The organism is Kribbella albertanoniae (assembly GCF_004348455.1).
In the GTDB taxonomy this organism is placed as follows: domain Bacteria; phylum Actinomycetota; class Actinomycetes; order Propionibacteriales; family Kribbellaceae; genus Kribbella; species Kribbella albertanoniae.
Genome location: NZ_SMKA01000070.1, coordinates 1 through 25,036, shown reverse-complemented (window position 1 = coordinate 25,036; position 25,036 = coordinate 1). Strand labels below are relative to the sequence as shown.

Annotated in this window: 24 protein-coding genes; 7 read left to right on the top strand and 17 right to left on the bottom strand. The window is 68.4% G+C overall.

What is annotated here, in order from left to right:
• The 3 genes from msrB to E1261_RS17550 form a co-directional block, all read right to left on the bottom strand.
• Window positions 1-417: a peptide-methionine (R)-S-oxide reductase MsrB gene (msrB, locus tag E1261_RS17560; protein WP_132407945.1), complete on the bottom strand. Its 417-nt coding sequence runs from the start codon at window positions 415-417 to the stop codon at window positions 1-3.
• 66 nt (window positions 418-483) lie between these two features.
• Window positions 484-2,874, bottom strand: a complete 2,391-nt coding sequence (locus E1261_RS17555; protein WP_132407944.1) for a lamin tail domain-containing protein — start codon at window positions 2,872-2,874, stop codon at window positions 484-486.
• Window positions 2,875-3,012: 138 nt separating this feature from the next.
• A complete protein-coding gene (locus tag E1261_RS17550; RefSeq protein ID WP_132407943.1) occupies window positions 3,013-4,608 on the bottom strand; it encodes a M4 family metallopeptidase in 1,596 nt (531 codons plus the stop codon).
• Between the two features lie 158 nt (window positions 4,609-4,766).
• Between E1261_RS17550 and ligD the strand changes: the two genes are divergently transcribed.
• Window positions 4,767-5,828, top strand: coding sequence for a non-homologous end-joining DNA ligase (gene ligD, locus E1261_RS17545; RefSeq protein ID WP_132407942.1), 1,062 nt, complete (start codon window positions 4,767-4,769; stop codon window positions 5,826-5,828).
• On the opposite strand, the gene E1261_RS17540 is transcribed toward ligD, so the two are convergent.
• From E1261_RS17540 to E1261_RS17530, 3 genes are all read right to left on the bottom strand, one after another.
• A complete protein-coding gene (locus E1261_RS17540; protein ID WP_132407941.1) occupies window positions 5,825-6,247 on the bottom strand; it encodes a hypothetical protein in 423 nt (140 codons plus the stop codon). The genes ligD and E1261_RS17540 overlap by 4 nt on opposite strands.
• Before the next feature lie 103 nt (window positions 6,248-6,350).
• A complete protein-coding gene (locus E1261_RS17535) occupies window positions 6,351-7,106 on the bottom strand; it encodes an SDR family oxidoreductase (RefSeq protein ID WP_132407940.1) in 756 nt (251 codons plus the stop codon).
• Window positions 7,107-7,177: 71 nt separating this feature from the next.
• Window positions 7,178-7,960: an SURF1 family cytochrome oxidase biogenesis protein gene (locus E1261_RS17530; protein ID WP_238176276.1), complete on the bottom strand. Its 783-nt coding sequence runs from the start codon at window positions 7,958-7,960 to the stop codon at window positions 7,178-7,180.
• Between the two features lie 91 nt (window positions 7,961-8,051).
• On the opposite strand from E1261_RS17530, the gene moaA reads away from it, so the two are divergent.
• Window positions 8,052-9,071: a GTP 3',8-cyclase MoaA gene (moaA, locus tag E1261_RS17525; RefSeq protein WP_238176275.1), complete on the top strand. Its 1,020-nt coding sequence runs from the start codon at window positions 8,052-8,054 to the stop codon at window positions 9,069-9,071.
• A 21-nt stretch (window positions 9,072-9,092) separates the two neighbouring features.
• Here moaA and E1261_RS17520 read toward each other — a convergent pair whose 3' ends face one another.
• Both E1261_RS17520 and E1261_RS17515 read right to left on the bottom strand, forming a co-directional pair.
• Entirely contained in the window at window positions 9,093-9,296 is a 204-nt protein-coding gene (locus E1261_RS17520) for a hypothetical protein (protein ID WP_132407938.1), read from the bottom strand.
• A gap of 219 nt (window positions 9,297-9,515) precedes the next feature.
• Window positions 9,516-9,875, bottom strand: a complete 360-nt coding sequence (locus tag E1261_RS17515) for a DUF3099 domain-containing protein (protein WP_132407937.1) — start codon at window positions 9,873-9,875, stop codon at window positions 9,516-9,518.
• Window positions 9,876-9,924: 49 nt separating this feature from the next.
• Between E1261_RS17515 and E1261_RS17510 the strand changes: the two genes are divergently transcribed.
• Genes E1261_RS17510 through E1261_RS17490 form a run of 5 tightly spaced genes read left to right on the top strand, consistent with a single transcriptional unit; the run spans window position 9,925 to window position 14,267 of the window.
• Window positions 9,925-10,137: a dodecin gene (locus E1261_RS17510; protein WP_132407936.1), complete on the top strand. Its 213-nt coding sequence runs from the start codon at window positions 9,925-9,927 to the stop codon at window positions 10,135-10,137.
• 42 nt (window positions 10,138-10,179) lie between these two features.
• Window positions 10,180-10,884, top strand: a complete 705-nt coding sequence (fabG, locus tag E1261_RS17505; RefSeq protein WP_132407935.1) for a 3-oxoacyl-[acyl-carrier-protein] reductase — start codon at window positions 10,180-10,182, stop codon at window positions 10,882-10,884.
• 29 nt (window positions 10,885-10,913) lie between these two features.
• Window positions 10,914-11,684, top strand: a complete 771-nt coding sequence (fabI, locus tag E1261_RS17500) for an enoyl-ACP reductase FabI (RefSeq protein WP_132407934.1) — start codon at window positions 10,914-10,916, stop codon at window positions 11,682-11,684.
• Window positions 11,684-13,372 (top strand): Mur ligase family protein, encoded by a 1,689-nt coding sequence (locus tag E1261_RS17495; RefSeq protein WP_132407933.1) that lies wholly within the window; start codon window positions 11,684-11,686, stop codon window positions 13,370-13,372. Before fabI ends, E1261_RS17495 begins: the two co-directional genes overlap by 1 nt.
• A 31-nt stretch (window positions 13,373-13,403) precedes the next feature.
• Window positions 13,404-14,267, top strand: a complete 864-nt coding sequence (locus E1261_RS17490; protein WP_238176274.1) for a hypothetical protein — start codon at window positions 13,404-13,406, stop codon at window positions 14,265-14,267.
• Here the strand turns inward: E1261_RS17490 and E1261_RS17485 are convergent.
• From E1261_RS17485 to serB, 9 genes are all read right to left on the bottom strand, one after another.
• A complete protein-coding gene (locus tag E1261_RS17485; RefSeq protein ID WP_132407931.1) occupies window positions 14,251-14,946 on the bottom strand; it encodes a hypothetical protein in 696 nt (231 codons plus the stop codon). The genes E1261_RS17490 and E1261_RS17485 overlap by 17 nt on opposite strands.
• Window positions 14,943-15,473 carry a SigE family RNA polymerase sigma factor gene (locus E1261_RS17480; RefSeq protein WP_132407930.1) on the bottom strand — a complete coding sequence of 177 codons (531 nt, stop codon included), beginning with the start codon at window positions 15,471-15,473 and terminating at the stop codon, window positions 14,943-14,945. Before E1261_RS17480 ends, E1261_RS17485 begins: the two co-directional genes overlap by 4 nt.
• Before the next feature lie 55 nt (window positions 15,474-15,528).
• A complete protein-coding gene (locus E1261_RS17475; RefSeq protein ID WP_132407929.1) occupies window positions 15,529-16,689 on the bottom strand; it encodes a Dyp-type peroxidase in 1,161 nt (386 codons plus the stop codon).
• Complete coding sequence (gene cphA, locus E1261_RS17470; RefSeq protein WP_132407928.1) at window positions 16,689-19,490, bottom strand: cyanophycin synthetase; 2,802 nt, start codon at window positions 19,488-19,490, stop codon at window positions 16,689-16,691. The genes E1261_RS17475 and cphA overlap by 1 nt, the downstream gene beginning before the upstream one ends.
• Window positions 19,487-20,563: a cyanophycinase gene (locus E1261_RS17465; RefSeq protein WP_132407927.1), complete on the bottom strand. Its 1,077-nt coding sequence runs from the start codon at window positions 20,561-20,563 to the stop codon at window positions 19,487-19,489. The genes cphA and E1261_RS17465 overlap by 4 nt, the downstream gene beginning before the upstream one ends.
• Before the next feature lie 61 nt (window positions 20,564-20,624).
• Window positions 20,625-21,560: a DUF1996 domain-containing protein gene (locus E1261_RS17460; RefSeq protein ID WP_132407926.1), complete on the bottom strand. Its 936-nt coding sequence runs from the start codon at window positions 21,558-21,560 to the stop codon at window positions 20,625-20,627.
• Window position 21,561: 1 nt separating this feature from the next.
• Window positions 21,562-22,935 carry a glycoside hydrolase family 16 protein gene (locus E1261_RS17455; protein ID WP_132407925.1) on the bottom strand — a complete coding sequence of 458 codons (1,374 nt, stop codon included), beginning with the start codon at window positions 22,933-22,935 and terminating at the stop codon, window positions 21,562-21,564.
• 73 nt (window positions 22,936-23,008) lie between these two features.
• Window positions 23,009-23,338: a GNAT family N-acetyltransferase gene (locus E1261_RS17450; RefSeq protein WP_132407924.1), complete on the bottom strand. Its 330-nt coding sequence runs from the start codon at window positions 23,336-23,338 to the stop codon at window positions 23,009-23,011.
• A gap of 131 nt (window positions 23,339-23,469) precedes the next feature.
• Window positions 23,470-24,687 (bottom strand): phosphoserine phosphatase SerB, encoded by a 1,218-nt coding sequence (serB, locus tag E1261_RS17445; protein ID WP_132407923.1) that lies wholly within the window; start codon window positions 24,685-24,687, stop codon window positions 23,470-23,472.
• Window positions 24,688-25,036: the final 349 nt, after the last annotated feature.

The window sequence follows — 25,036 nt, the reverse complement described above, 5'->3', positions numbered from 1 at the left end:
CTACTCCGGCTGCAGTGCCAGGCTGACGCTGTTGATGCAGTACCGGAGGTCGGTGGGCGTACCGTAGCCCTCGCCTTCGAACACGTGGCCGAGGTGCGAGCCACAGTTCGCGCAGCGGACCTCGACGCGCTTCATCCCGAGGGCGGTGTCCTCGATGTACTCGACCCGGTCCTCGGCCAGCGGCGCGAAGAACGACGGCCAGCCGCAGTGCGAGTCGAACTTGGTCTCACTGCGGAACAACTCCGCGTCACAGGCTCGGCACTTGTAGACACCGATGGTCTTGGTGTCGGTGTACTCGCCGGTGAAGGGTCGCTCCGTCCCGGCCTTGCGCAGCACCTGGAACTCCGCGGGGGACAGCTGCGCCTTCCACTCCGCGTCGGACTTCGCTACGGCGTACTGCTTGGTCGAATCAGTCACTTCACCAGTATCGGCGCCCGGACAAGGAAAATCCCGTCCAGGCGCCGACATGTAAGACTCCGGCAATCAGCGCACCCAGGAAGGCAGCGGAATCACCCGCACCACCTGGGGGTCGTGGTCGCTGATCTGGTCCGGGAACTCGGCGTTCATGTGCACGATGTCGTACGACGAGGCCGGCCGCAGGTTCTGCGAGATCAGGATCTGGTCGAGGATCTGGCTGTTGCCCTCGAACACGTAGCTGTAGCGCTCCTTCACCGGCACGGTCCGGGGCATGTCGATCAGCGCCGTCTTGCCCGACCCGACCAGGATGTCCGTGGTCTCGGCGAAGTCGAAGTCGTTGATGTCACCGAGCACGATCACGTTCGCGCCGGTGTCCTTGGCCAGGATCTGGTCGACGAAGCCACGGACGGACTGCGCCTGCTGGTGCCGCTTGACCGCGCTCGACTGCACCGGCGGCTGGAACCGGCCCCAGAGCGGGTTGTCGCCGCCCTTGGAGCTGAAGTGGTTGACGACGACGAACAGGCTCTGCCCGTGCCAGGTGAACTCGCCCGCCAGCGGGACGCGGGTCGAGGCCCAGGCGGGGTTGGCCGGGTCGATCCGGCCGGGGGAGGCGCTCAGGTGCGGCCGGCCCCACCGGTCGGTGGTGATCGTGGTCGCGACCGTCGAACCGCCGCCGGCCCGGTCGACGAACCTGACCGGCTTGTCGGTGCGGTAGAGGAACGCGACCCGGATGTTGCCACCCGGTTCACCGCCCTCGGCGTTGTTCACCGGGTCGATCTGGCGGTAGGCGTACTTCGGGCCGCCCGCCTTCACGATCGCCGCGGTCAGCAGATCCAGGGTCACGTTGGAGGCCGTCGTACCGGAGTTGGCCGCCCCGTCATTGTCCTGAACCTCTTCCAGCCCGATGATGTCGGGCGACGCGAGGTTCTTGACCACGGCCTGCCCCAGCCCGTCGAACTTGGCTGCACCGTCGGACGGGTCCAGGTTCTCCACGTTGAAGGTCGCGACCGACACCTGCAGCGGCGAGGACGCCTTGGTCGTCTCGCGCTTCACACCGCCGTCGATCACGGTCGGCGGCGTGGTCGGCAGCAGCTTGAAGTTGCCGAACGCGTAGTCGACGACACCCGCCACCGTCCCGGTCAGCTTGTCACCGGTCTTGGCGTCCGGAATCGGCGTCAGCAGGTCGTCCAGCAGAATCCGCTCGGGGTTGCTGTCGGTCTTCTGCAACACGATCCCGCCACGGACGGACCGCACGCCGGACCCGGCCGGTACGACGGGCAGTTCGCGGAAGGAAGTCGGCGGCCCGGTCACCTCAGGCGCGGTGATGCCGGTCCACATGCCCTCGAGCGACTCCCAGAAGTCCAAGCCGTCCTCGGCCGGATCGAACGTCCCGGTGGTCTCCACATCACCGGACGAGTCGTTGTCGATCACAGTCGACGGCGGTACCCGCCCACCCGGGCCGACCAGCGTCGGAGCCGGTACGGCGGCCGTCCCGGTGACCGTGATCTTCGGCTGCGTCAGCTCGGTCGTGGTGAGGTTCGTCGTACCGCCGGAGCCACCCGGCCGGAACTCGGTCACCGTGCCCTGCACGCTCAGCGCGTCACCCACGGCGACGGTCGGCGCGGAGCCGGTGAAGACGAACAGGCCCTCGCTGGTCGCCGGGTTGTCGTCCGCCTGCGGGTCCTGGAACCAGAAACCGTTACCGCTCTTCGCGACGACCACGCCGGTCACGTTGCCAACGAGCTTGCCGACCATCGGCGACAGGTGCGCGGCACCCTGGATGTCGTGGATCTTGGCGTCGACCGGATCCGGGTCCGGGGGAGTCGTGGTGAGTGCCTTCGGCGTCGGTGCGCCGGCGGCGAACTCGGTGCCGTTGTTGTCGGCGACGGTGGTCGGCACCTTGCGGGCGACCGAGGTGGTGTTGGAGGTGCCGGGCGCAGCGGCGGTCTCGAAGTCGTTGGCCGCGCCGTACCCGACGAAGTCGATCACGCCGGGCGCGGTGGCGCAGCCGGTCGCGCAAGTCAGGCTGGTGTCCGACGAGACCAGTGCGACCTTGCCGGAGGCGGCGGACATGTTCACGCCGCCGGTGGCGTCCGGCGTCGGCAGGGGCTGCCCGTTGGTACCGCCGGATGCGCCCTGGGCGAGGTAGACGGCACCGGGAGCGATCGAGCCGGTCAGCGTGATCTTGTTGGCCCACGAGGTGCCGGCCGCAGAGGCGTACTGGATCGTCCAGCCGGTCAGGTCGACCGGGGCGGAGCTGTTGTTGGTCAGCTCGATGAAGTCGTTCGTGTACGGCGCCCCGCTGTTGCCGCCACCGCCGTACACCTCGGTGATGACCACCGAGGCGGACGCGGCGCCCGCCGGAGCCGCGGCGATGAGGGCCGCGCCGGAGGCGATAAGAGCTGATGTGATGACCAGGGCGCCCAGGCGGCGCCGTGGTCGAGTTTGGGCAGACATGTCGCGGATTCTCACACCCGCACAGGTCCGCCGGAAGGTCCAATGTGTGAACAGCAGGTTCCGTTGCCGATCCGCAGGGGGGATCATTCGCCGGTCCTGCCCGCCCCAGTGGGACAGGACCGGCGAACTCACCGTCTGTTAGTTGACGCTCACTCCGGACCAGGCGGCGGCGACGGCGGCCCGCTCGGGGCTGCTGGCGCCGTACAGGTCGGTCGCCGCGTTGAGCGTGGCGGTCCGGGCCTGGGCGTACTTGGTGCTGGTGGTCATGTAGACGGTCAGCGCGCGGTACCAGATCTTGCCGACCTTGTCCCGGCCGATGCCCTGCAGCGTGGTGTTGTTGCAGGTGGTCGAGTCGTGGGCCAGACCGGCGAAGGTCTTGGGGCCCGTGCCTTCGGCCAGCAGGTAGGCGAAGTGGTTCGCCACACCGGACGAGTAGTGCACGTCGAGGTTGCCGACACCGGACGACCAGCAGTCGACGGACTTGCCGTCCTTGCTCGGCTTGTCCATGAAGCGCAGCGCCGGGCGGTCCTTCATGATCTCTTCGCCGATGTAGTAGTCACCCGGGTCTGCGGCGTTGTTGGAGTAGAACTCCACCAGTGCGCCGAAGATGTCGCTGGTGGCCTCGTTCAGGCCGCCGGACTCACCGGAGTAGGTGAGGTTCGCGGTCGCCGAGGTGACGCCGTGGGACATCTCGTGACCGGCCACGTCGATCGACACCAGCGGTCCGGCCACCACGCCGTCGCCGTCGCCGTACGTCATCTGCTTGCCGTCCCAGAAGGCGTTGACGTAGTTCGTGCCGTAGTGCACGCGGCTCGGGACGCCCTTGCCGTTGTTGAAGATGCCGTTCCGGCCGTGGGTGTTCTTGTAGTAGTCGAACGTCGTCGCGGCGCCGTAGTGCGCGTCGACGGCGGCGCTGGCGCGGTCGGCGTTGGTGCCGTTGCCCCAGTGGTTGTCCGCGTCGTTGAACTTCGTCGGGACGATGCAGCCGAAGCCGAACAGCTGGCACAGGATCGACTCGGTCTTGTTGCCCGCGTCCCCGGTCGCTCCGTTGCCACGCACCGGGTCGGTCAGCGTGAAGCCGCCGGTGGCCGGGGTGCTGTCGATCGGCACGACGCCGGAGTACAGGCTCTGGCCGTCACCGGTCGCGGTCTCGATGTGCTGCTCGCTGACCAGCTTGGCGCCGGTCAAGGCGTCGATCGTGGTGGTGATGTGGCTCGGCGTGCCGTCGGCCTGGGTGCCGGTCGTGGTGACCAGGTAGGCCAGCCGCGGCGCACCCTTGCGCGCCTCGATCACCAGGGCGGGCTTGCCTTCGGCCTTCTGGCCCTTGGCGAGGGCCTTGCCGGTCGCCGTCGCGATGCTGACCTTCGGCGTCCGGTCGACGTTCGCACTCTTGGTCAGCGTCACGCTGGCGCCCTGCCAGGCACCTTCGTCGTCCTGGTGGACCACGACGTCGCCGCCGAGAACCTTCAGGCCGCCGATGCTGCGGTCCATCCGGACGTGGGTGGCGCCACTCTTGTCGACGATCACGTCCCGTACGGCGAACGCGTCGGCGGTGGTGGCCTTGAGTCCGGCGAGGTTGTCGCCGATGGCTGCTTTGGCCCGGGCGACGGCAGCCGCAGGACTGGGGACGGGGGCTGCCGTGGGCGCACCGGTGGCGGTGGTGGCCGAGGTCAGCCCGAGGGCGGTAGTGGTCGCAACTGCGGTGGCAGCGGCGAACAGGGCGGATCTGTTCATCCTCGCGCTCCTTCGAGAAGCGTCCCGGGGGCCTCACGCCCCAGGAACGAAGTGCGTGAACGTTACCGCCCAGTTACCGGACGTGGCCAGGGTTTGCGAAAACTTGCCTTTCCGCAGTTTTCCCAACGTTTGTCCGTGCCGGGCGGTAGCGTCACCGCATGGCGGCGACCAAGGCAATCGAGCTCGAGATCGGCGGTCGGCAGGTGCGGGTGAGCAACCCGGACAAGCCGTACTTCGCGGATCGCGGGCTGACCAAACTCGATATCGTGAACTACTTCGTCGCGGTCGGCGACGGCATCCTGGGCGCGCTCCGGGACCGGCCGACCACGCTGGAGCGCTGGCCGGGCGGCTGGTTCGAGGGCGCGAAGCTGTCCACTCGGGCCGACAACCGCGGTGACGCGTTCTACCAGAAGCGGGTGGCCAAGGGCGCGCCCGAGTGGGTGGAGACCGCAACCATCAAGTTCCCCAGCGGCCGGCCCGCCGACGAGGTCTGCCCGACCGAGCTGGCCGTGGTCGCCTGGGCGGCGAACCTGGGCACGCTGACGTTCCACCCCTGGCCGGTCCGCCGGCCGAACGTCGACAACCCGGACCAGCTCCGGATCGACCTCGACCCTCAGCCGGGGACGGACTTCAAGAGCGCGGTCGCGGTGGCGCCTGCGCTGCGTGAGTTGCTCGCCGAGCACGGCCTGGAGGGCTTCCCGAAGACCTCAGGCGGCCGCGGCCTGCACGTCTACGTGCCGATCGAGCCCCGCTGGGACTTCATCCAGGCGCGGCGCGCGGTGATCGCGCTCGGGCGTGAGCTGTCCAAGCGGCTCCCCGACCAGGTCACGGTGAACTGGTGGAAGGAGGAGCGCGGCGAGCGCATCTTCATCGACTACAACCAGATGGCCCGGGACCGGACCATCGCCTCGGCGTACTCGGTCCGGCCGAATGCGCGCGCCCGGGTGTCGGCGCCACTGCGGTGGGAGGAGCTGGAGGACGTCGTACCGGACGACTTCGATGTGCTCACGATGCCGGCCCGGTTCGCCGAGGTCGGCGACCTGCACGCCGCCGTCGGCGAGCAGGCCTTCTCACTCGACTCGCTGCTGGAGTTGTCGGCCAAGCACGAGCGCGACCACGGCGAGGCCGACCTGCCGTACCCGCCGGAGTATCCGAAGATGCCCGGCGAGCCCAAGCGCGTCCAACCCTCCAAGGACCGGGACCGCCCGAAGGACGATTAGGCGGTGCCGTCCTTGTACACCGGGTGGTAGTCGGTGGTGCCGTTGACCTTCACGACCCAGACCCGGACCGGGGTTCCCTCGGGGGTGATGTCGCCGCTGGCCCAGCCCGAGCAGTACTCGGCGGCGTGACCGCGGGTGCTGACCTTGCGGTCGATGCTGCCGTTACGGCCGATGTCCAGCCGGACCTCGATACCCCACCCGTCCGCCTCCATGTCGCACGCGGCGATCGCGTCACCCGGGGCGGTCCCGCCCTGGAACGGCCGCGGGTCGGCGCCCGGGTCCTGCTGCCAGTACCCCCAGCCGCCGCCCTCGTAGGCGCCGTAGCTGAACGACGCAGCGTTCGCGACGCCCGTCGTGGTGACCACCAACGCCAATGTGCCAAGCAGCACGCCGACGGTCCGGATCGTGGTTCGTCGCATAGGTCAGTTCCTCCCAAGGGGGCGAATGAGGTTGTTAGAAGATAACAGCGCCTCTGTGATCTATGCGAGTAATTACCAAGAAAGACTGTGAAGATCTCGTCCTTCAGAACGTACGGAGTGCGCCGCCGTCGATCGGGATGATCGCACCGGTCAGGTAGGAGGCGGCGGGGGAGAGGACGAAGGCTGCTACCCGGCCGAACTCGTCAGGGTCGCCGTACCGGCGGAGTGGGATGGTGCGCTCGGCGCTGCGGCGGGCGACCTCGGGGTCGCCGCCCTTGCCGTCCAGCTCCTTGAGCCGGTCGGTGGCGATCCGGCCGGGGAGCAGGCCGTTGACGCGGACGCCGTTCGGCCCGAGCTCGTCGGCGAGGGTCTTGGCGACCATCGCGAGGCCGGGGCGCAGGCCGTTCGAGATGGCCAGGCCGGGGATCGGGGACTTGACGGACGAGGACAGCACGAAGGCGATCGACGTACCGTCCGAGCCGGCCCGGGCGACCGACTTCGCGATCCGCAGACCACCGAGGAAGACGCTGTTGAAGGCGGCCTGCCAGTCGGCCTCGTCGGAATCCAGCGCGGTGCCGGGCTTCGGGCCACCGACGCTGATCAGGGCGCCGTGCAGGGCACCCCACTTCGCGATCGCGGTGGCGGCCAGCCGCTCGGCGCTTTCGGGGTCGGCGTTGTCGACGGGGATACCGACCACGTTCTCGCCGAGCTCGGCGGCGGCCCGGGTGATGTTCTCCTCGCTCCGGCTGGAGATGACGAGCCGGGCGCCGTCCGCGGCCAGGGCCTTCGCGGTGGCGAAGCCGAGGCCGGTGCTGGCACCGGTGACGATGTAGATGCGGTCGCGCAGTCCAAGGTCCACGGCACCATCCTGCCTCACGGCAGCAACCTCCGCACCTCGACAGTTCGGGGCCGATGGCAAGCGTTCGTTTGTCAGTCCCGAGGGGCCGCGGGTTCCGGAACTTCGTTGCGCTCGGCAACAACCTCGCCGGCCGCGTCGGTGGCCGGGCGGCGGGTGAAGTAGATCAGCCCACCGACCGCGAGGATCGCGAACAGGAACCACTGCAGCGCGTAGAAGAAGTGCGGTCCGCTGTCGATCTCGGGCCCGGGGAACTTGCCGAACGCCGGATCGTTGGCCGGCACCTGGCTGTCCACCATCAGGTAGCCGTCGTACAGGTCCAGACCAAGAGCCTTGGCGTACGCCGGCCCGTTGATCAGGCGCGCGGTCCCGTTGTCCGGCGTACCGCCGTTGGTGCTTCCGCCGCGCTCACTGCGCTGCAGCCGGCCGGTGATCGTCACCTCGCCTGCCGGTACGGCGGGCACCTTGCCCGGCGCGAGTTCGGCGCCTTGCCGGGCCAGGAAGCCCCGGTCGATCAGAACCGCCTTCCCGCTCGGCAGAACCAGCGGGGTGATGATTTCGAATCCGGGCCGGTCGTTCACGTTCCGATAGCGCAGGACTATCTGCTTGCTCGCGTCGAAGTGGCCGGTCACGACCGCGGTCCGCCACGCGTGCTGGTCGCCGACCACGCCCTGCGGGCCGACGATCTGGTCGATCGGCGCCGGTGGAGCGGCCAGGTTCGACGTGGTGACGCCGTTGCGGACCTCCCGGTCGTGCAGTCGATGCAGTTGCCAGCGGCCGAGCTGAATGCAGACCGTGGCCAGGACCAGGATCGTCAGCGCGGCGCCGAGCCACCGGACGTTCATCAATCGACGCACGTCTCGAACTTAAGCCATGGCCTGTAGTTCGGGGTGGTGGGGTGGGGAAGGTATTGAGCCGCAGGCGGCGGCGGCACGTAGTCTGGGCTTCGTGACGGCGACCGAAGAGGTGACGCAGGTAGGTCTGGCAGATACCTATGGCCGGATCGCCACGGATCTGCGCGTCTCGCTCACGGACCGTTGCAATCTGCGCTGCACCTACTGCATGCCGGAAGAGGGCCTCGACTGGCTGGCCAAGCCCGAGTTGCTCACCGACGACGAGATCGTGCGCCTGGTGGGGATCGCGGTCACCCAGCTGGGCGTCCACGAGATCCGCTTCACCGGTGGCGAGCCGTTGCTGCGCCGCGGCCTGGTCGGCATCGTCGCCCGTACGACGGCGCTCGAGCCACGGCCTGAGGTATCGCTGACGACCAACGGGATCGGGTTGGCCCGGCAGGCGGTCGCGCTCAAGGAAGCCGGGCTCGATCGGGTGAATGTGAGTCTCGACACCATTCGGCCCGACACTTTCGTCGAGCTGACCCGGCGGGACCGTCTGAAGGACGTGCTGGCCGGGATGGCGGCGGCCCAGGAGGCCGGACTCTCGCCGGTCAAGGTGAACGCCGTACTGATGCGGGGGATCAACGACACCCACGCTCCGGAGTTGCTGGAGTTCTGCCTGGAGCACGGCTACGAGCTGCGGTTCATCGAGCAGATGCCGCTGGACGCGCAGCACGGGTGGGATCGGGCCACGATGGTGACCGCGGACGAGATCCTCGAGCGGCTCGGTGAGCAGTTCGGCCTCGAGCCGACCGATGCCGCAGCCCGGGGGAGTGCGCCGGCCGAGATCTTCAGCGTGCGTGGCGGTGCGCAGACGGTCGGGATCATCGCGTCCGTGACGCGGCCGTTCTGTGGTGACTGCGACCGGGTCCGGCTGACCGCCGACGGTCAGGTGCGCGACTGCTTGTTCGCCCGGACCGAATCCGATCTGCGCTCGGCAATGCGCGCCGGTGCCGATGATGCGGAACTCGCAGATCGCTGGCGGCGGGCGATGTGGAAGAAACTCCCCGGCCACGGCATCAACGATCCGTCGTTCCTGCAACCCGCGCGCCCGATGTCCGCCATCGGTGGCTGAAAGCGGAAATCGGTTTTTTCGCTAAGCGTCCGAACCGGTGAATGGTTCTACGTCGCGAAGAAATCCGCGACGGTCGAGGAAGTCCGACAAGGTCGCCTTGTGCTCGTCACAGGCCAGCCAGGTCTTGCGCCGGTCCGGCGTGTGGATCTTCGGGTTGTTCCACAGCACCGCCCAGGTGGCAGCGTTGCCACACCCCTTGGACGAGCAGATCTCGGGCATTGCCATTCCTGATTCCTCAATAATCAAAAGCCTGGGGTAAATATCGGGCCGCTGTGCTCGTAGCTTTCCCCACCCCACCACCCCGGTCATAAATGAAGCGACGTCGGACAGCCACGGGGGGAGCCGTCCGACGCCGCATCAACAGGCTGAATTCCAACAGTGAACTTCAGCGCACGCGGGAGATTCTGACACGGAACCCGGCGAACTTTCCAGTCCCGGCACAGATCACTTTTCGGTGTCGGTCTGTCGCACCGGTTCGGGGTCCGGTTCGGCCTTGATCACCGGGCCCGGTGAGGCCTCCAACGAAGGCCGTTCCGGAGGCACATACGGCGTGCCGCTGTCCTGGGTCGCGGTCTTCGCGACGTTGGCCAGCACCACCGCGAAGTACGGCAGGAACACCGCGCCGACGACGAACATCCAGCGCCACGGCGACGGAGTGAACACGGCCAGCACGAAACACGCCACCCGCAGTCCCATCATCGCGGCGTACCGGATGATGCGGCTGTCGAGGTCCTCGGAACGGCCGGGCTGCGCACTCGTCACCGAAATGACCGTTTCGCCGGACCGTTCACGACGTTTGGACATCTATCCTCCTCACCAACAACCACGGTACGCCGCTACGGAAGGAAGCCTGATGACGGATCGGACTTACAGAGTCACGGAGATCGTCGGTACGTCGAAGGTGGGGGTGAACGAGGCGATCACGAACGCCGTCACCCGGGCCGGTGAGACCCTGCGGCACCTGGACTGGTTCGAGGTGACCCAGATCCGCGGCCACATCGTCGACAACCAGATCGACCACTACCAGGTCGGATTGAAGGTCGGTTTCCGGCTCGAAGACTCCTGAGGATAGCGTTCGGCTACGACTGGCAACGGGTGAGGAGTTCTTGTGGGCAGGTCTGTGTTGGTGACCGGTGGCAACCGGGGGATCGGGCTGGCGATCGCGACTGCGTTCAAGGACGCCGGTGACCAGGTTGCGGTGACCTACAACAGCAGTCCACCGCCGGACGGCTTCCTGGGTGTGAAGTGCGACATCACCGACCAGGAGCAGGTCGACGCGGCGTTCGAGACCATCCAGGACGCGCACGGGCCGGTCGAGGTGCTGGTGGCCAACGCCGGAATCACCCGCGACACCCTGCTGCTGCGGATGTCCGACGACGACTGGGACTCGGTCATCGACACCAACCTGACCGGTTCGTTCCGGGTCGCCCGGCGGGCCGCGAAGGGCATGCTGCGGCTGCGCAAGGGCCGGATCGTCTTCATCTCCTCGGTGGTCGGCCTGCTCGGCTCGGCCGGGCAGGTGAACTACGCGGCCAGCAAGTCCGGTCTGGTCGGGATGGCCCGGTCGATCGCGCGCGAGCTCGGCAGCCGCGGGATCACCGCCAACGTGGTCGCACCGGGATTCGTCGAGACCGACATGACCGCCGTACTGCCCGAAGACACTGTGAAGCAGTACCTCGGCCAGATCCCGCTCGGCCGGTTCGGCCTGACCGAGGAGATCGCGCACGCGGTCCGCTGGCTCGCCTCCGAGGAGGCCGGGTACATCACCGGAGCGGTGATCCCGGTCGACGGCGGCATCGGCATGGGCAACTAGACCAACACATTCTCAGAAGGGGGGAGCCGGTGGGCATCCTCGACGGCAAGCGGATCCTGGTCGCCGGGGTCACGCTGGACTCCTCGATCGGTTTCGCGACGGCCAAGGTGGCGCAGGAACAGGGCGCCACCGTGCTGATCTCGAACTTCGGCCGGGCGCTCAGCATCACCAAGCGGATCGCGAAACGCCTTCCGGTCGAACCGCCGGTGCTCGAGCTCGACGTGACGAACGCGGAGCACCTGGCCGCGCTGCCGGACGCCGTACGGGAGCATGTCGACGGTCTCGACGGCGTCGTGCACTCGATCGCCTACGGGAACCCGGAGACGATCCTCGGCGGCAAGTTCCTCGAGGGGCCGTGGGAGGACGTCGCGCAGGCTGTGCACGTCTCGGCGTACAGCCTGAAGTCGCTTGCGACCACCTGCGCACCGCTGATGCCGCGCGGCAGCAGCGTCGTCGGTATGACGTTCGACGCGACCGTGGCCTGGCCGGGCTACGACTGGATGGGCGTGGCCAAGGCTGCGCTGGAGTCAACGAGTCGGTACCTGGCCCGCGACCTCGGCGCGCAGGGCATCCGCTGCAACCTCGTCTCGGCCGGCCCGCTCAAGACGCTGGCTGCCAAGGCGATTCCGGGCTTCGAGAAGTTCGAGGAGCCCTGGCTGGAGCGCGCCCCGCTCGGCTGGGACCCGACCGACCTGGAGCCCACCGGCAAGACCATCGTTGCCCTGCTCAGTGACTTCTTCCCCTCCACCACCGGCGAGATCATCCACGTCGACGGCGGCTACCACGCGATGGGAGCGTAGTGCCCACGACCTCTTTGGTTGAGCTCCGTGTCCTGGACGGCGCCAACCTGTACTTCAGCCGCGCGGCGGTCAAGCTCACGCTCGACGTGACCGCGCTGGTGGACGCCCCGGCGCCGGCCGCGAAGGCGTACGGCCAGGCCGTCGGTCTGGGCACCACCCGGCCGGGGCGGATCGGCTCCGGCTTCCGGCAGCGGTTCGCGATCCGGGTGACAGGCCATGTCGTACGGCGGATCGCCCGCGAGGCCGGGATCGGCCGGATCGGTGTCCGGGTCCGGCCGGAGTCGGACAACCACCGGCTCGTGGTCGCGTTCCCGTGGGCGCACGAGCAGCGCGCGCGGGCGCTCGCGGCGGCGATCGTCGAGGTGCTGGACGCGTTCGGCGCCGACCATCTGCCCGAGCTGATGGCGACCGTCGGCGAGCGGGTGCACAACGAGCCGCCCGGTAACGTGCCGCCGACCATCCGGCCGAAGGTGCCGGTCGTCGCGGTCACCGGGACCAACGGCAAGACCACGACCTCCCGGATGATCGCCCACATCGGGCGCGCGGCCGGGCTGCACGTCGGCTGGTCGAGCACCGACGGCGTCTACTTCGACGGCGAATTGGTCAAGTACGGCGACTTCTCCGGCCCGAGCGGCGCCGGGCAGGTGCTGTCCCAGCCGGGGATCCAGCTGGCCGTCACCGAGACTGCCCGCGGCGGCATCCTGCGCCGCGGTGTCGGCGTCGCCTCGAACGACGTCTCCGTCGTCACCAACGTCACCGCGGACCACCTCGGCCTGGGCGGGATCGACACGGTCGACCAGCTCGCCGAGGTGAAGGCGGTCATCACCCACATCACCCGCCCGCGCGGCTGGTGCGTGGTGAACGGTGACGATCCGCGTACGTTCGCGATGCGGCTCGGCTCGCCGGCCAAGTGCTGGGTGTTCTCGCGGGATCCCGACTCGCCGTCGATCCGCGCCGCACTCGACGAAGGCGGCCGCGCGACCACCGTCCTCGACGGCTTCATCACAGTCCTCGACCAGGCGTCCGATCCGGAACCGCTGCTGAAGGTCGTCGACGTACCGATGACGTTGTCCGGCTTGTCGCACTACAACGTGGAGAACGCGCTGGCTGCCGCGTCGGCAGCGCTCGGGCTCGGGCTGCCGCGCGCCGCGGTGATCGAGGGACTGAGTTCGTTCTCGCCGAACGAGAACAACCCCGGCCGGATGAACATGTACTCGCTGCGCGGCTTCACCGTGGTGATCGACCTTGCGCACAACGAGGCCGGCCTGGAAGCCCTGCTCGAGATCATGAACGGCGTTCGGCACGAGGGCGGGCGGTTGCTGCTCGCGCTCGGTTCGCCGGGTGACCGCGCCGACGACATGGTCTCCGCGCTGGGCGCGATCGGTGCGCGTGGTGCCGATCGGGTCGCGATCGGGCACAAGAGCGAGTACCTGCGTGGGCGGCCGCCGTCCGAGCTGGAGGCGGTGTTCCGCGAGGGAGCCGCATCGGTCGGCGTCGACGACGTACCGGCGTACCCGACCGAGCTCGAGGCGGCGCAGGCGCTGGTCGCTCAGGCCCAGCCGGGTGACGTGGTCGCGGTGATGTCTCTGCAGGATCGGGCGAGTCTTGACGGCTGGTTGCGGTCCGAGGGAGCTACCGTCGACACAGCGGAAGATCTGAAGTCGAAGGTCGAGAGAGCCCACCACTAGCCCCACCGCCCTCGGTTGGGGCGGGACGGGGATGAGGATGCGCTACCTGTGGTCGATCCCGGCTGCTGTTGTCGCCTGGTTCGTGGGTGGCTTCTCCGCCGTCTACCTGAAGGGCCTGCCGGGCGGTACGACGATGTTCGTGCCGCCGCGGCTGGATCTGTTGCTGCTGGGCGGATTCGCCGGGGGAGTGCTGGCCGGTCTGCTGGTCGCCCGCGTCCGCGCGACGCTGCCGCTGGTCCTGATCGTTGCCACCGGCGCCTGGTGGCTGACCGGCAATCCCTGGCAGGAACGGGAGCTGCTGATCTCGTTGCTGGTGGCAAGCGCTCTCGGCGGCCTACTCGGTGCCCTGGGCACCAGAAGTTCGGTGATCGCCGCGTTCGCGCTCGCCCTGCCGATCGCCTGGTACGCGCTGCGTCCGGCAGGCCACCTGACTGACTTCCGCTGGCTCTGGCAGCTGAACGGACTCCTCGTCGGCGTCGGTCTGGCACTACTTCTGTACGTCGCCTGCTGGTTGCGCGGGTGGCGTTCGGCGTACTTCTGGCTGCCGCTGACCGCGACCTACCTCGCCTCGTTCGGAGTGGTCGCCGCGATCCAGGCGATCGACCGCGCGCCCAGCGGTCAGGCGTTCAACCCGACCGTGGACGCGGCGATGGACGCCTTCTTCAACTCGTTCGAGCCGATCCTGCGGGAGTACGGCGCCTGGCTCGTGGTGGCCGTCCTGCTCGCGATCCCCATGGTCGCGCTGAAGCTCCGCGCGCTGCCCCCGGTCCCGCCGCCACCCGACCCGTTCGCCGACCGGACGAACGACGCCGTACTGGGTGACGACCTCGACTGGATCGACCGCGACGAGCCGAAGCGCCGCCTGTTCTCGCGCCGCACTAACGAACCGGTGTGAACGACCAGTCCGCTGTGAACTGGCGGGGGAGAGTGAGAACGAAGAAGCGCTTGCTGTTGCTCGCGGGGGTCGCGATCGTATCCACCGTGAAGTTCCACTTGCCGACCCGGATGCGGACCTTGCGCGTGTCGGCCGAGGTGACGCCCGCGAAGACGGAGGTGGTGTCCTTGTCGGCCTTGGTCTTCCCGAGGATCCCGACGGCGCCGGCGAAGTCGTCCAGGCCGCGGTCCTTCCCGCAGGGTCGCTTCTTGTCCACGAAGGCGCTTTCCAGCGAATAGATCGGTCTGGGCTCCTTGGTACTGCTCCACGAGGGTGTGGGGATCATCACCACGCAGCCGCCTTCGACAGCAGCGACTCCCCAGGGGCGGTTGCCGATCTTTCCCTGGTACAGGTAGTACATGCCCTTCGCCCCCGGGACCGGCTTGTCCATCCACGGGTCCGGCAGCCGCTGACTGGAGGCCGGTGCGCTGACTGGCGCATCGGTCGTCAGCAGCGCCCCGGCGATCGGCGTCGCGGTGAGTGCGATCGCGGTGACCGCGGCGGTGCCCACCAGCGCAGCCCCGGTACGACGGCGCCGGCGGCGGCGCGTGATGCCGGTGCGGACGAGGGCGGCGGGGTCGAGGGGTTCCGGGCGGTCGTCGGTCAGTACAGCGAACTTGTCGGTGAGGTCGTGGGTCATGCGATTCCCCTCCCGGCCAGGATGGCCAGCTCATCGGGTGACGTGAAGTCGAGTTCGGCGCGCAGGGCGTCCAGGCCGCGGCGCGTGTGTTGTTTGACCGAGCCGACCGAGCAGCCGAGCAGGTCGGCGACACTGCGTTCGGACAGGTCCTCGGCGTACCGGAGGTAGACGGCAGCGCGTTGCCGTGGGCTGAGTCGCGCCATCGCGCGGCGGAGTGCGAGCCGCTCGTCGATCTGACCGGTGGCCGCGGCGACCGCGACCTCGGGTGGTGTCTCGGTCGGGTGTTCACCGAACCAGCGACGCCGCCGGGTGGACAGGAACGTCGTGGTCACGACTCGGCGCAGGTAGGCCTCCGGGCTGCCGGTGCTGGCCTTGCCCCAGTGGAACCACAGCTTGGTGAACGACTCCTGCGCCAGATCCTCGGCCCGTTGGTGGTCCAAGGTCAGTGCGTACGCCAGCCGGGCGGTCGCACTCCAGCGCGCTCGTACGAAGTCGTCGAAGTCCGCCTCCGTGGGACGGTCTCTCATCGGCATCGCCTCCTCACCACCTAGAACGCTGTGGCGAGCGTCGCAGGGTGACAGGTCAGCCGAGAACTTTTTGCCCCAGCCAGCCGCCGGGCTGGAAGCCGGGCGGAATCGCGAACACGGCGGAGCCGATGGTCGTGGTCCACTCGTTCAGGGCGTCGGCTGCGTCCAGGCGGGCCAGCAGCGGGAGGAACTGGCCGGCGATATCGGCCTGGTAGCTGAGGAAGATCAGGCCGGACTCACGCGTCGTACCGGAGTCGTGGACGTAGTTGAGGCCTTTGCGGAAGATGCGGCGGCCGTCGTTCTCGGAGTGGTGGGAGAGGCGCGCATGGGCGTTGGCTGCGATGACGGGGCGGCCTTCGGCGTCGCGGGCTTCGAGGTCGAGTTCGTCGTGTTCGGCGGTGCCGGTGAGTGGTGCGCCGGTGCTGAGTTTGCGGCCGATGGCGCGTTCTTGTTCCGAGCGGGTGCGTTCGTCCCAGGTGTCGAGGTTGAGTTTGATGCGCCGTACGACGAGGGTCGTGCTGCCGTCGGCTGCCCAGACGGTCGCGTCGAACTCGGGTGTCCCGACGGCCGGGTTGCCGGTGCCGTCGACCTGACCGAACAGGTTCCGCCCGGTGACCGGCTTCCCGTCCGGGCCGGTGCTGTTCCAGAAGCCGGTCTGCCGCCACGCCGGCACCGCGAACGGCTTCGCGTCCGCGACGAACCGCCGTACGGCGTGCACGACGCTCAGCTCGTCATCCGCGCCGACGAGGATCAGCAGGTCACCACCCGACCACTCGTCCTGCAAACGGTCGTGCCGCATCACCGGCAGGTCGTCCGGGGCGGCCGGTTTGTTGCCTGCCAGCTCGAACACCCGGGCCCCGAAACCAACCGTCGTGGTCAGTGCCGTGTTCGCAGTCGCCAACTCCGGAGCCGTGTCCCCGGGTGCCGGTTGTCCGTTGCCCAACGCAACAACATTCGCCGACCATAACCTCATCAACCGCCCAAGCGCGGCCTTATCGGTACCAGGCTTGAGGTTGAACGCCACCAACTCCCCGTGCCGAGGAGAGCTCGCCGCGACGCCCGGCTGACGGTCGCCGTACGGGGAGATGAGCCGGCTGGCGGGAGGAGGTTGCTTGTCGAGGGCAACGGTAGCGGCGCCGGTGACGGCAGCACCTGCGGCGGCTGCTCCGGCGTACCCGAAGAGTTGTCGGCGCGACGGCTTTACTGGGGTTCCCACTAGGCGTCTGAGGGGTCCTCGGTCTCTTCGGGCTTCACGAAGTCGGGGTCGCCGCCCTCGTCGCCCGAGCGCGCACCGGCCTGGGCCAGGTGCGACACGGACTCCAGCTCGGCCAGAACCGTCTGGTGCTGATCGACACACAGGACGACCAGGTCACCGCGGTTCGACCGGGCGAGCGCGTGCCGGATCGCAGTCAGCTCGTCGATGACGATCTCGACCTGACGGCACCGGGCCCCGGTGTCCATCGCGCTCCGGACCCCGGCCTCGATCAGCGAGGCCAGCTCGCCACGCTTGCGGCCGCGCAGGCGCGCGTCCTCACGGACGATGACAACGTCGAAGTGCTGGGCCGCGATCTGCCCGAGCTCATGGATGTCCTCGTCCCGCCGGTCGCCCGCGGTTGCGATCACACCGATCCGTGACGGTCGGCCGAGCTCGGACGACGCGATCAGGCTCTCGCCCAGCCGGTCGACGAAGTCACCGAGCATCCGCATCGCGGGCGCGTTGTGGCAGTAGTCGACGATGACCGTGCGGCCGTCGACATCGATCTCGTTCAGCCGGCCGGGGGACAGGTAGTACGACGTGTTGAACGTCCGCAGACCTTGCCGGATGTCGTGCAGCGGCGCACCGGCCGCGAACGCGGCAGCCGCGGCGGCCATCCCGTTCTGCACGTTCATCATCGCGCGCCCACCGAACGTTGCCGGGAGCAAGTGTGTCCAGGCGAGCTGCATCGAACGGCGGCCGTGCTTGACCACGATCATGTCACCGAGGTCGGAGCGCTCGAGCACCACGGCACGACCACCCCGCCGGCAGTGACCCTCGATGTACTCGCGGACCTCGCTGCCCGGCTCGGCCATGCTGAACCACACGACCTGTCCGGAACACTTGCGCCGCATCTTGCGAACCAGCGGGTCATCGGCGTTCAGTACGGCGTACCCGGTCCGGGGCACGGCCTCGACCAGCACGCCCTTCACATCGGCCAACTGCTCCAGCGTGTCGATCCCGCGGAGCCCGAGGTGATCGGGCTGCACATTCAGTACGACGGCGATGTCGTTCCGCTCGTAGCCGAGACCCTCACGCAGGATGCCACCGCGCGCGACCTCGAACACGGCGAAGTCGACGCGCGGGTTCTGCAGCACCATCCGGGCGGACTTCGGCCCGGACGCATCCGACCGGATCACCAGCCGCTCGTCGATCACGATGCCGTCGGTCGACGTCATACCGACCTTGCGGCCCATGCCCTTGAAGACGTGGCTGATCATCCGCGAGGTGGTGGTCTTGCCGTTCGTGCCGGTCACGGCGACGATCGGGATCCGGCTGGTCGCACCCGGCGGGAACAGCATGTCGACGACCGGTTTGGCGATGTACTGCGGTTCGCCGATGGTCGGATTCGTGTGCATCCGGAAGCCCGGGGCGGCGTTGACCTCGCAGATCGCGCCGCCGGTCTCGCGCACCGGCTGGGTGATGTCGGGGCAGATGAAGTCGATCCCGGCGATGTCGAGCCCGATCATCCGGGCCGCCTCCTCGGCGATCTCGACGTTCTCCGGGTGTGCCTCCCAGGTCCGGTCGATGGAGATCCCGCCGGTGGACATGTTGCCGGTGAGCGTGAGCTTCACCATCACTTCCTCCGGCGGTACGTCGTCCAGCTCGAACCCCTGGCTGCGCACCAGCTCCCGAGCGGCCGCGTTCACGGTGATCCGGGTCAGGATCTTCTCGTGCCCGACACCACGGCGCGGATCGGCGTTGGTGATGTCGACCAGCTCGGCCACCGTGTGCACGCCGTCGCCGACCACATGCGCGGGGACGCGCTCGGCGATCGCCTCCATCCGGCCGTTGATGATCAGGCACCGGTAGTCCTTGCCGACCACCATGTTCTCCACGATCACCCAGCCACGGCGGGACTGCTCGGCCGCGATCGGGAAGGCCTCACGGACGTCGTCGGCGTTCTGCAGGTTCAGGCAGACGCCGCGGCCGTGGTTGCCGTCGAGCGGCTTGCACACGACCGGGTAGCCGAGCTTGTTGGCGATCGAGACGGCTTCGTCGACTGTGCGGATCGACTCCGAGCGCGGCACCGGAAGACCGGCCGAGGCAAGCAGCCGGGTGGTCAGATCCTTGTCGCTGGCAACGTCGACCGCGATCGATCCGGTCTCGGAGGTCATGGTGGCCCGGATGCGCTTCGCGTGCACACCCTGACCGAGCTGGACCAGGCTGGCCTTGTTCAGCCGGATCCACGGGATGTCGCGGGAGACAGCCTCGTCGACGATCGCCTGCGTGGACGGACCGAACGCCGTACGCTCCGCCTGCTTGATGAACTTCTCCAGCTCGCCGGTGAAGTCGAACTCAGGATCCGGTTGAACAAGCTGGTTGACGAACCGTACGGCGAGCTCACCGGCGGCCAGTCCCACGGCCTCGTCGGCGTACGCGTAGACGATGTTGTAGCGCCCCGGGTGGCCCTTGACCTGGCGGGTCTTGCCGCGCCGCATGTCGTGGCCGGCCTCCTGCTGCAGTTGCAGGGCGACGTGCTCGGCGATGTGGCCGAGCCAGGTGCCCTCGTTCAGCCGCTCGATGAAACCGCCGCGCCGGCCGCGCGAGCAGTGGTGCTGGTCGAGCCGGGGCAAGTGCTCGAGGAGCTGCTCGGTGAACCCGGGAATCGTGTTCGACGGAAAGCTCTCCAGCGAGCCCAGGTCGACGACCAGATGAATGGCCGGCTCGTAACTCCACACGTTCGGCCCGCGGTAAACCCGCGTCTCGATGATCTTCAGGTCGGGGCTGGGCGTGCCGTGGATTTCGGTGCTTTCCGTCATGAGGTTCCTGTGTCTCGTCGCTGACTGTCGGGGGAGTCGAGGTCGGCGCCGGCCGTGAACGGCTCGGTCGCCTCCGGTCTGGACTCCCCGGCGGCCGACGACCGCGCGGTCTTGGCAGTACGCCGCCCGGCCCGCTTCTTGCGATCCGCGTAGTACTTGGGTGAAACGCCCTCGGCCGCGATCTCCTTCGCCAGCTTCCGCAGGTCCGCCTCGGCGGCCTCCAGCCCGGCGATCTCCTCGGCCGGCGGCTGCGGCCCGTAGGACAACAACACCCGGGCCTGCAGGTCGAACGTTGCCGTTGCCGGCAGCACATGCAGTACGACGCCCGACGCGAGCAGCGGCTCGGACCGGCTCGCGTTGTGTGCGTTCGAGGTGATCCGGCTCCCGTCGAAGATCGTCACCGCGCCACGGCCGACCACCTCAAGATGAGTCCCCCGTACGACGGCAGCCGTGTCCTCGTCCACCCCGATCCCGAGCAGCCCGGGGGACTGGGCAACCAGCGACAGCAGCCGCCCGTACCGGTTCCGCTGGGCGAAGTGCTGGTCGACGATCGCGCCCTGCACCAGACCCAGTCCGTTCGACAGCTGGCTCATCCGCTGTCGCGGTGTCGCGCCGGACCGGCCGAAGGCGATCATGTGCTCGGCCAGGATGCTCGCACCCGCAGACGTGCCTCCCACGGCCGCCCCGCGCGCGTGAGCCGCGGTGACGGCCCGGCCGAACGCCGTACCGGTGACAACACCCGCGAGCTTCAGTTGGTTGCCACCGGTCATGAAGATCCCGGTAGCGTCATGCACCGGAGCGATGAACGCGGGGTCGTCGGCGTCCTCCCGGCTCTCCGGGCGGACCCCGACGACACTCTGGGCACCGAGAGCCGCGAACAGCGCGTGGTAAACGTCGACGACATCCTGCCCGAGCGCCGACGCGGTGGGCACCACCACGATCCGCGCCTTCGACCCACCGGCAGCCTCGACGAACTCCTGCAGCACCGTGCGCTTCTTCAGCTTGTCCTCGGCACCACCAATGGCGAACAGGGCCCCCGGCCCACTGTTCACCCCACCCAACTGTTCTGACATAGCCGAAGGATAAGTGCTCGGCCCCCGGGAGACCGCAATCCGGTCTTATTGCTGGATGGGCCTATTGCTGAATCGGCTGGCCGTCCGTCCCGCAGACGTAGCCGGCCCGGATGCAGTTGTCCACGCGCCGCTGGAGCTCGGCCGGGTCCCAGACGTTCAGGAAGTCGCCGTGGAACGTGTAGCCGGGGGCGGTGGTGACATTCGTCCCGTTCCGGGTGCCGGCCAGGCTCAGTCCGGTGCCGTTGACCGGGTAGGTGATCAGGAACTCCAGCCGCGGTACGACGACCGGATGGGTGGACGGACACGTCGTACCGGCTGGAAACGCCATGTGATCCTTGTGGTTCGGTGAATCGAGCCGGACCCCGTCCCAGCAGGTCGGGAAGTCCAGGTAGTTCTCCAGCTTCGTACCGGGCGGACAGACCAGGAAGTCCCGGCTGGACTGGCTCTGGCCGACACAGGACCACCGGGCGGCCGGGTTCTGCTCCGGACTGGTCGCGAGCGCATTCCCGATCACGTACCGCAGACCTTGTGGATAGGCCTGCGCGTTGGTGCGGTCGGTGATGCCCTGGTAGTAGATGGTCACTCGCTCAGGCGCAACCGGTACGCCGTTCTGGTACAGCGTCGGAGTCCAGTACGCCGATTTGTCCGACACCGGATCGCAGTTCGTGCCACCGAGCCGCAGCGACTGCAGCGTGGAGTGGGCGTTGGTAGTGGTGTTGCCGAAGAACTCGTGGATGTGTGACCCGCCGGACTGGCCGGGGAACACGATCGGATCGTCACCGGCTCGGTGACTGCTGCGGCACTCGGCCCGGAACTCCGAGCCGCGAACCGGTGCTTCTTGGGCGGCCATCATGGCCGCTGCCTCGGCCGTACTCGGTGCCTGACCGTGCTGCGAGTGGTCGACATGCGCCTGGCTGGTGGGCTGGTGGTGGACCACCATCACGGCGGCCACACCGACCAGCACCACTCCAGCGGCGAGAAGTTTCGCCGTACCCATGTCAGTGACCGAAGATGAACCAGTTGACGTTCACGAAGTCGGCCGGCTGGCCGCTGGTGAAGGTCAGGTAGACGTCGTGGACGCCGGTGACGGACGAGATGTTGGTCGGGACCGAGCGCCAGGACTGCCAGCCGCCGGTATTGCCGATCGCGAAGGTGCCGATCGGTGCGTTACTGCGACTGTCCAGGCGGACTTCGACCAAGCCGCTGGCCCCGCCGCCGACGCCGGAGGCCACTCGGCCGGTGAACTGGCGGGCCGGGGTGCTGCCGAAGTCGATGCCTCGGTAGAGCGCCCAGTCGCCGTTGCCGACCTGCATCAGGTTCTGGCCGCCGCCGGTGTCGGTGGTGGTCTCGACGCCGGTGCCGCTCTGCTGCTGGGCGGACTCGGCCTGAATGGTGCTGTACGCGCTACCGCCGCCACCTGGCGGGGGAGAGGTCGGCGGAGGCGTCGTACCGCCGCCCTTCTGCGTCACAGCGACGTAGTCGACGACCATTGGGCGGTCGGGCACCGTCTCGGCGCGTGGGGTCGGGCCGTTGAGTGCATCCGGGAACGCCCCGCCGATCGCCAGGTTCAGCAGGATGAAGTAGCCGGCATGCGAGGTCATGTTCGACCAGGTGTCTGCTGGGAGCTGGCTCTGGCTGATCGAGTGGTACTGCTGGCCATCGACGTACCAACGCAGTTGCTGCGGCGAGATGCTTGTGTCCCACTCGAAGCGGTAGGTGTGGAACCCGGACTGACAGGTCGAGCCCGGGCAGGCGCGGCTAGCGCCGAGGCCGCTGGTCTCGTTGCACGGGCCGCCGGGGTTCACGCCGCAGTGCAGCACGCCCCAGACCGAGTTGATCCCGTTGACGTTCTCCATGATGTCGAACTCGCCGATACCCGGCCAGTTCCAGTAGTTGCCCCGGTACGGCGACCCCAGCGCCCAGAACGCCGGCCAGTAGCCGAGTGCGGCGTTGCCGGTGACGTTCGGCATCTGGATGCGGCTCTCCATCGCGAGCACCCCGCCGGCCGGCGGCTTGAAGTTGCTGCGCTGGGTCTCGATCCGGGCCGACGTCCAGTTGCCGGCACCGTCGCGACGCGGGGTGATCCGCAGGTTGCCGGCGCCGTCGAGGCCGATGTTGTTGGTGCTGTTCGTGTAGTTCTGGACTTCGCCGGTACCCCAGTTCGCGGGGCCACCGGGATAGCCATGGCCGGTGTCGATGATCCAGTTCGCACCGGACGGCAGCGTGTTCGCCGGCCCGTTGAAGTCGTCAACCCAGACGGTCGACCACCCAGCCGGTGGCGGTGGCGCACTTGCCTGCGCGACGACAGTCAGCGACGCGGCGATGAGGAGTGGGGCGGCGAGTGATGCGGTGAAAAGACGGCGGGAGCGCACGGCGACCTCCGGGGCGGGTTGAGGCCAACAAGTTGAGCCAAATGTGAGCGCTCTCACGGTCGCTGTCAACAGTTCAGAGCATGAGCCGATGAACAGTCGTGCTGCGCCGAACGCTGAGACCGAGGTGTTCGTACATCGCGAGCGCACCGGTCCCGGAGTGCGTCCAGAGAGTCAGCTTGGTCCGGCCCAGCCGGTGGAACTCCGCGGCGGTCCGGTCCAGCATCGCCCGCGCGATTCCCCGGTTCCGGTGGTCCACGCCGACCGCGAGCTGTTCGACGTACCCCTCGTCGCCGTCGAGCGCGATCACCACACCGACCAGTACGTCGCCGTCGTACGCGAGCGTCGACGCGTCCGGCCGGAAACCGGCCCGCCCGATTGTCAGCCTTGTGCACGCTTCGACCACTCAGCGGCGCCGATCGTGGTCGATGGGTGCCCAAGGTGCCGCGTGGCGCGACCTTGTGCACGGTTCGACCGTGCTGCGACGGCGATCGTGGTTGGTGGGTGCTCAAGGTCGCCGTACGGCGGGGTGGTGGGTCAGGCGGGTTGGTCGGCGTCGGCGGTTTCTACTTCTTCGCGGCTGATGCCGAGGAGGTAGAGGATCGTGTCGAGGTAGGGGACGCTGACGTGGGTGTCGGCGGCGGCCTGGACTACTGGTTTGGCGTTGAAGGCGACGCCGAGGCCGGCGGCGGCGAGCATGTCTAGGTCGTTGGCGCCGTCGCCGATCGCGACCGTCTGCGAGAGCGGCGTGTTCGAGCGCTCGGCGAACTGGCGCAGGGCGACGGCCTTGCCGGCGCGGTCGACGATCTCGCCGATCACGCGGCCGGTGAGTTTGCCGTCGACGATCTCCAGCTCGTTCGCCTTCGCGTAGTCGATGCCGAGCTCGGCGGCGAGCTTGTCGGTGATCTGGCTGAACCCACCGCTCACGATCGCGAACTGGTACCCGAGCCGCTTCAGCGTCCGCACGAGCGTGCGCGCACCCGGTGCGAACTGGATCGCGTCGTACACGTCATCAAGCGCGGACGCCGGCAACCCGGCCAGCGCCTTGACCCGATGCTCGAGCGACTCGGCGAAGTCCAGCTCGCCCCGCATCGCCTGATCGGTGACCCGGGCAACTTCCTCCAGCCGGCCGGCGTGCCCGGCGAGCATCTCGATCACCTCGCCCTGGATCAGCGTGGAGTCGACGTCCATCACGATCAGCCGCTTGGCCCGCCGGTACAACCCACCATCCTGTACGGCGACGTCCAGCCCCTGGCGAACACCTTCCTGCGCCAGCACCGTCCGCAGCGTCTCCGGCTCCGCACCCGACACCGCAATCTCCATCGCCGTCACCGGGTACCGCGCCATCCGGCTGATCCGGTCGATGTTCGCCCCGGTGTCCGCGATCCGCCCGGCGATCGCCGCGAGCCCGACCGCCGACAGCGGATGCCCGATCACGGTCACCTGGCTGCGGCCCTTGCGCCGGGGTTCGTTGTCGCCGACACCCTTCTTCACCGAGATGTCGATGTCGAGAGCGGCGGCGAGCAGCTTGAGCTCTTCCTTCAGGTTCTTGTGATCACGCGGTGCCGACAGCAGCACACCGAGGATCAGCCGCCCTCGCAGCACGACCTGCTCCGCGTCGATGACCTCGAGCCCCCGCGTGGCCAGCGTCGACAGCACGGCAGACGTCAGCCCCGGCCGGTCCGTACCGGTCAACGTCACCAGCAGCGTCGGACGATCGTGCGAATGCATCTCAACCTCAGGCTGTTCAGTCATGACACCCCGAACGCTACCCACAAGACCTGTCACGCGGTGGTCCGGTCCACATCCCAAACATGAACACCCGCCCTTCCCACCGCACCCGCGCCCCACCCTGAGCCCAGCCACTCCATCCGGCACTTTCAACGGATCCCCTCCCTTCAGATTGCCCCTTCTCCCCTCGTCATATGAACGGAGAAGGGACCACTTCGGGGGATATCCGTCCCCATTGCCGGTCTGTACGGCGGCAGTGGTGGTGGCGGTGCGCCGGCTCTGTATGGCGGTGGTGATGCGCCGGGTCTCGTTCGGCGGTGGCGATGCGCCGGGTCTCGTACGGCGGTGGTGGTGCGGCCGGTCTGTACGGCGG

What these genes read in the sequence shown, in the direction of transcription:
- E1261_RS17555 (WP_132407944.1), bottom strand. Translation starts at nt 2,874, where the DNA reads ATGTCTGCCCAAACTCGACCACGGCGCCGCCTGGGCGCCCTGGTCATC.
- E1261_RS17550 (WP_132407943.1), bottom strand. Translation starts at nt 4,608, where the DNA reads ATGAACAGATCCGCCCTGTTCGCCGCTGCCACCGCAGTTGCGACCACT.
- ligD (WP_132407942.1), top strand. Translation starts at nt 4,767, where the DNA reads ATGGCGGCGACCAAGGCAATCGAGCTCGAGATCGGCGGTCGGCAGGTG.
- E1261_RS17540 (WP_132407941.1), bottom strand. Translation starts at nt 6,247, where the DNA reads ATGCGACGAACCACGATCCGGACCGTCGGCGTGCTGCTTGGCACATTG.
- E1261_RS17520 (WP_132407938.1), bottom strand. Translation starts at nt 9,296, where the DNA reads ATGGCAATGCCCGAGATCTGCTCGTCCAAGGGGTGTGGCAACGCTGCC.
- E1261_RS17515 (WP_132407937.1), bottom strand. Translation starts at nt 9,875, where the DNA reads ATGTCCAAACGTCGTGAACGGTCCGGCGAAACGGTCATTTCGGTGACG.
- E1261_RS17510 (WP_132407936.1), top strand. Translation starts at nt 9,925, where the DNA reads ATGACGGATCGGACTTACAGAGTCACGGAGATCGTCGGTACGTCGAAG.
- E1261_RS17490 (WP_238176274.1), top strand. Translation starts at nt 13,404, where the DNA reads ATGAGGATGCGCTACCTGTGGTCGATCCCGGCTGCTGTTGTCGCCTGG.
- E1261_RS17485 (WP_132407931.1), bottom strand. Translation starts at nt 14,946, where the DNA reads ATGACCCACGACCTCACCGACAAGTTCGCTGTACTGACCGACGACCGC.
- E1261_RS17480 (WP_132407930.1), bottom strand. Translation starts at nt 15,473, where the DNA reads ATGAGAGACCGTCCCACGGAGGCGGACTTCGACGACTTCGTACGAGCG.
- cphA (WP_132407928.1), bottom strand. Translation starts at nt 19,490, where the DNA reads ATGACGGAAAGCACCGAAATCCACGGCACGCCCAGCCCCGACCTGAAG.
- E1261_RS17465 (WP_132407927.1), bottom strand. Translation starts at nt 20,563, where the DNA reads ATGTCAGAACAGTTGGGTGGGGTGAACAGTGGGCCGGGGGCCCTGTTC.
- E1261_RS17460 (WP_132407926.1), bottom strand. Translation starts at nt 21,560, where the DNA reads ATGGGTACGGCGAAACTTCTCGCCGCTGGAGTGGTGCTGGTCGGTGTG.
- serB (WP_132407923.1), bottom strand. Translation starts at nt 24,687, where the DNA reads ATGACTGAACAGCCTGAGGTTGAGATGCATTCGCACGATCGTCCGACG.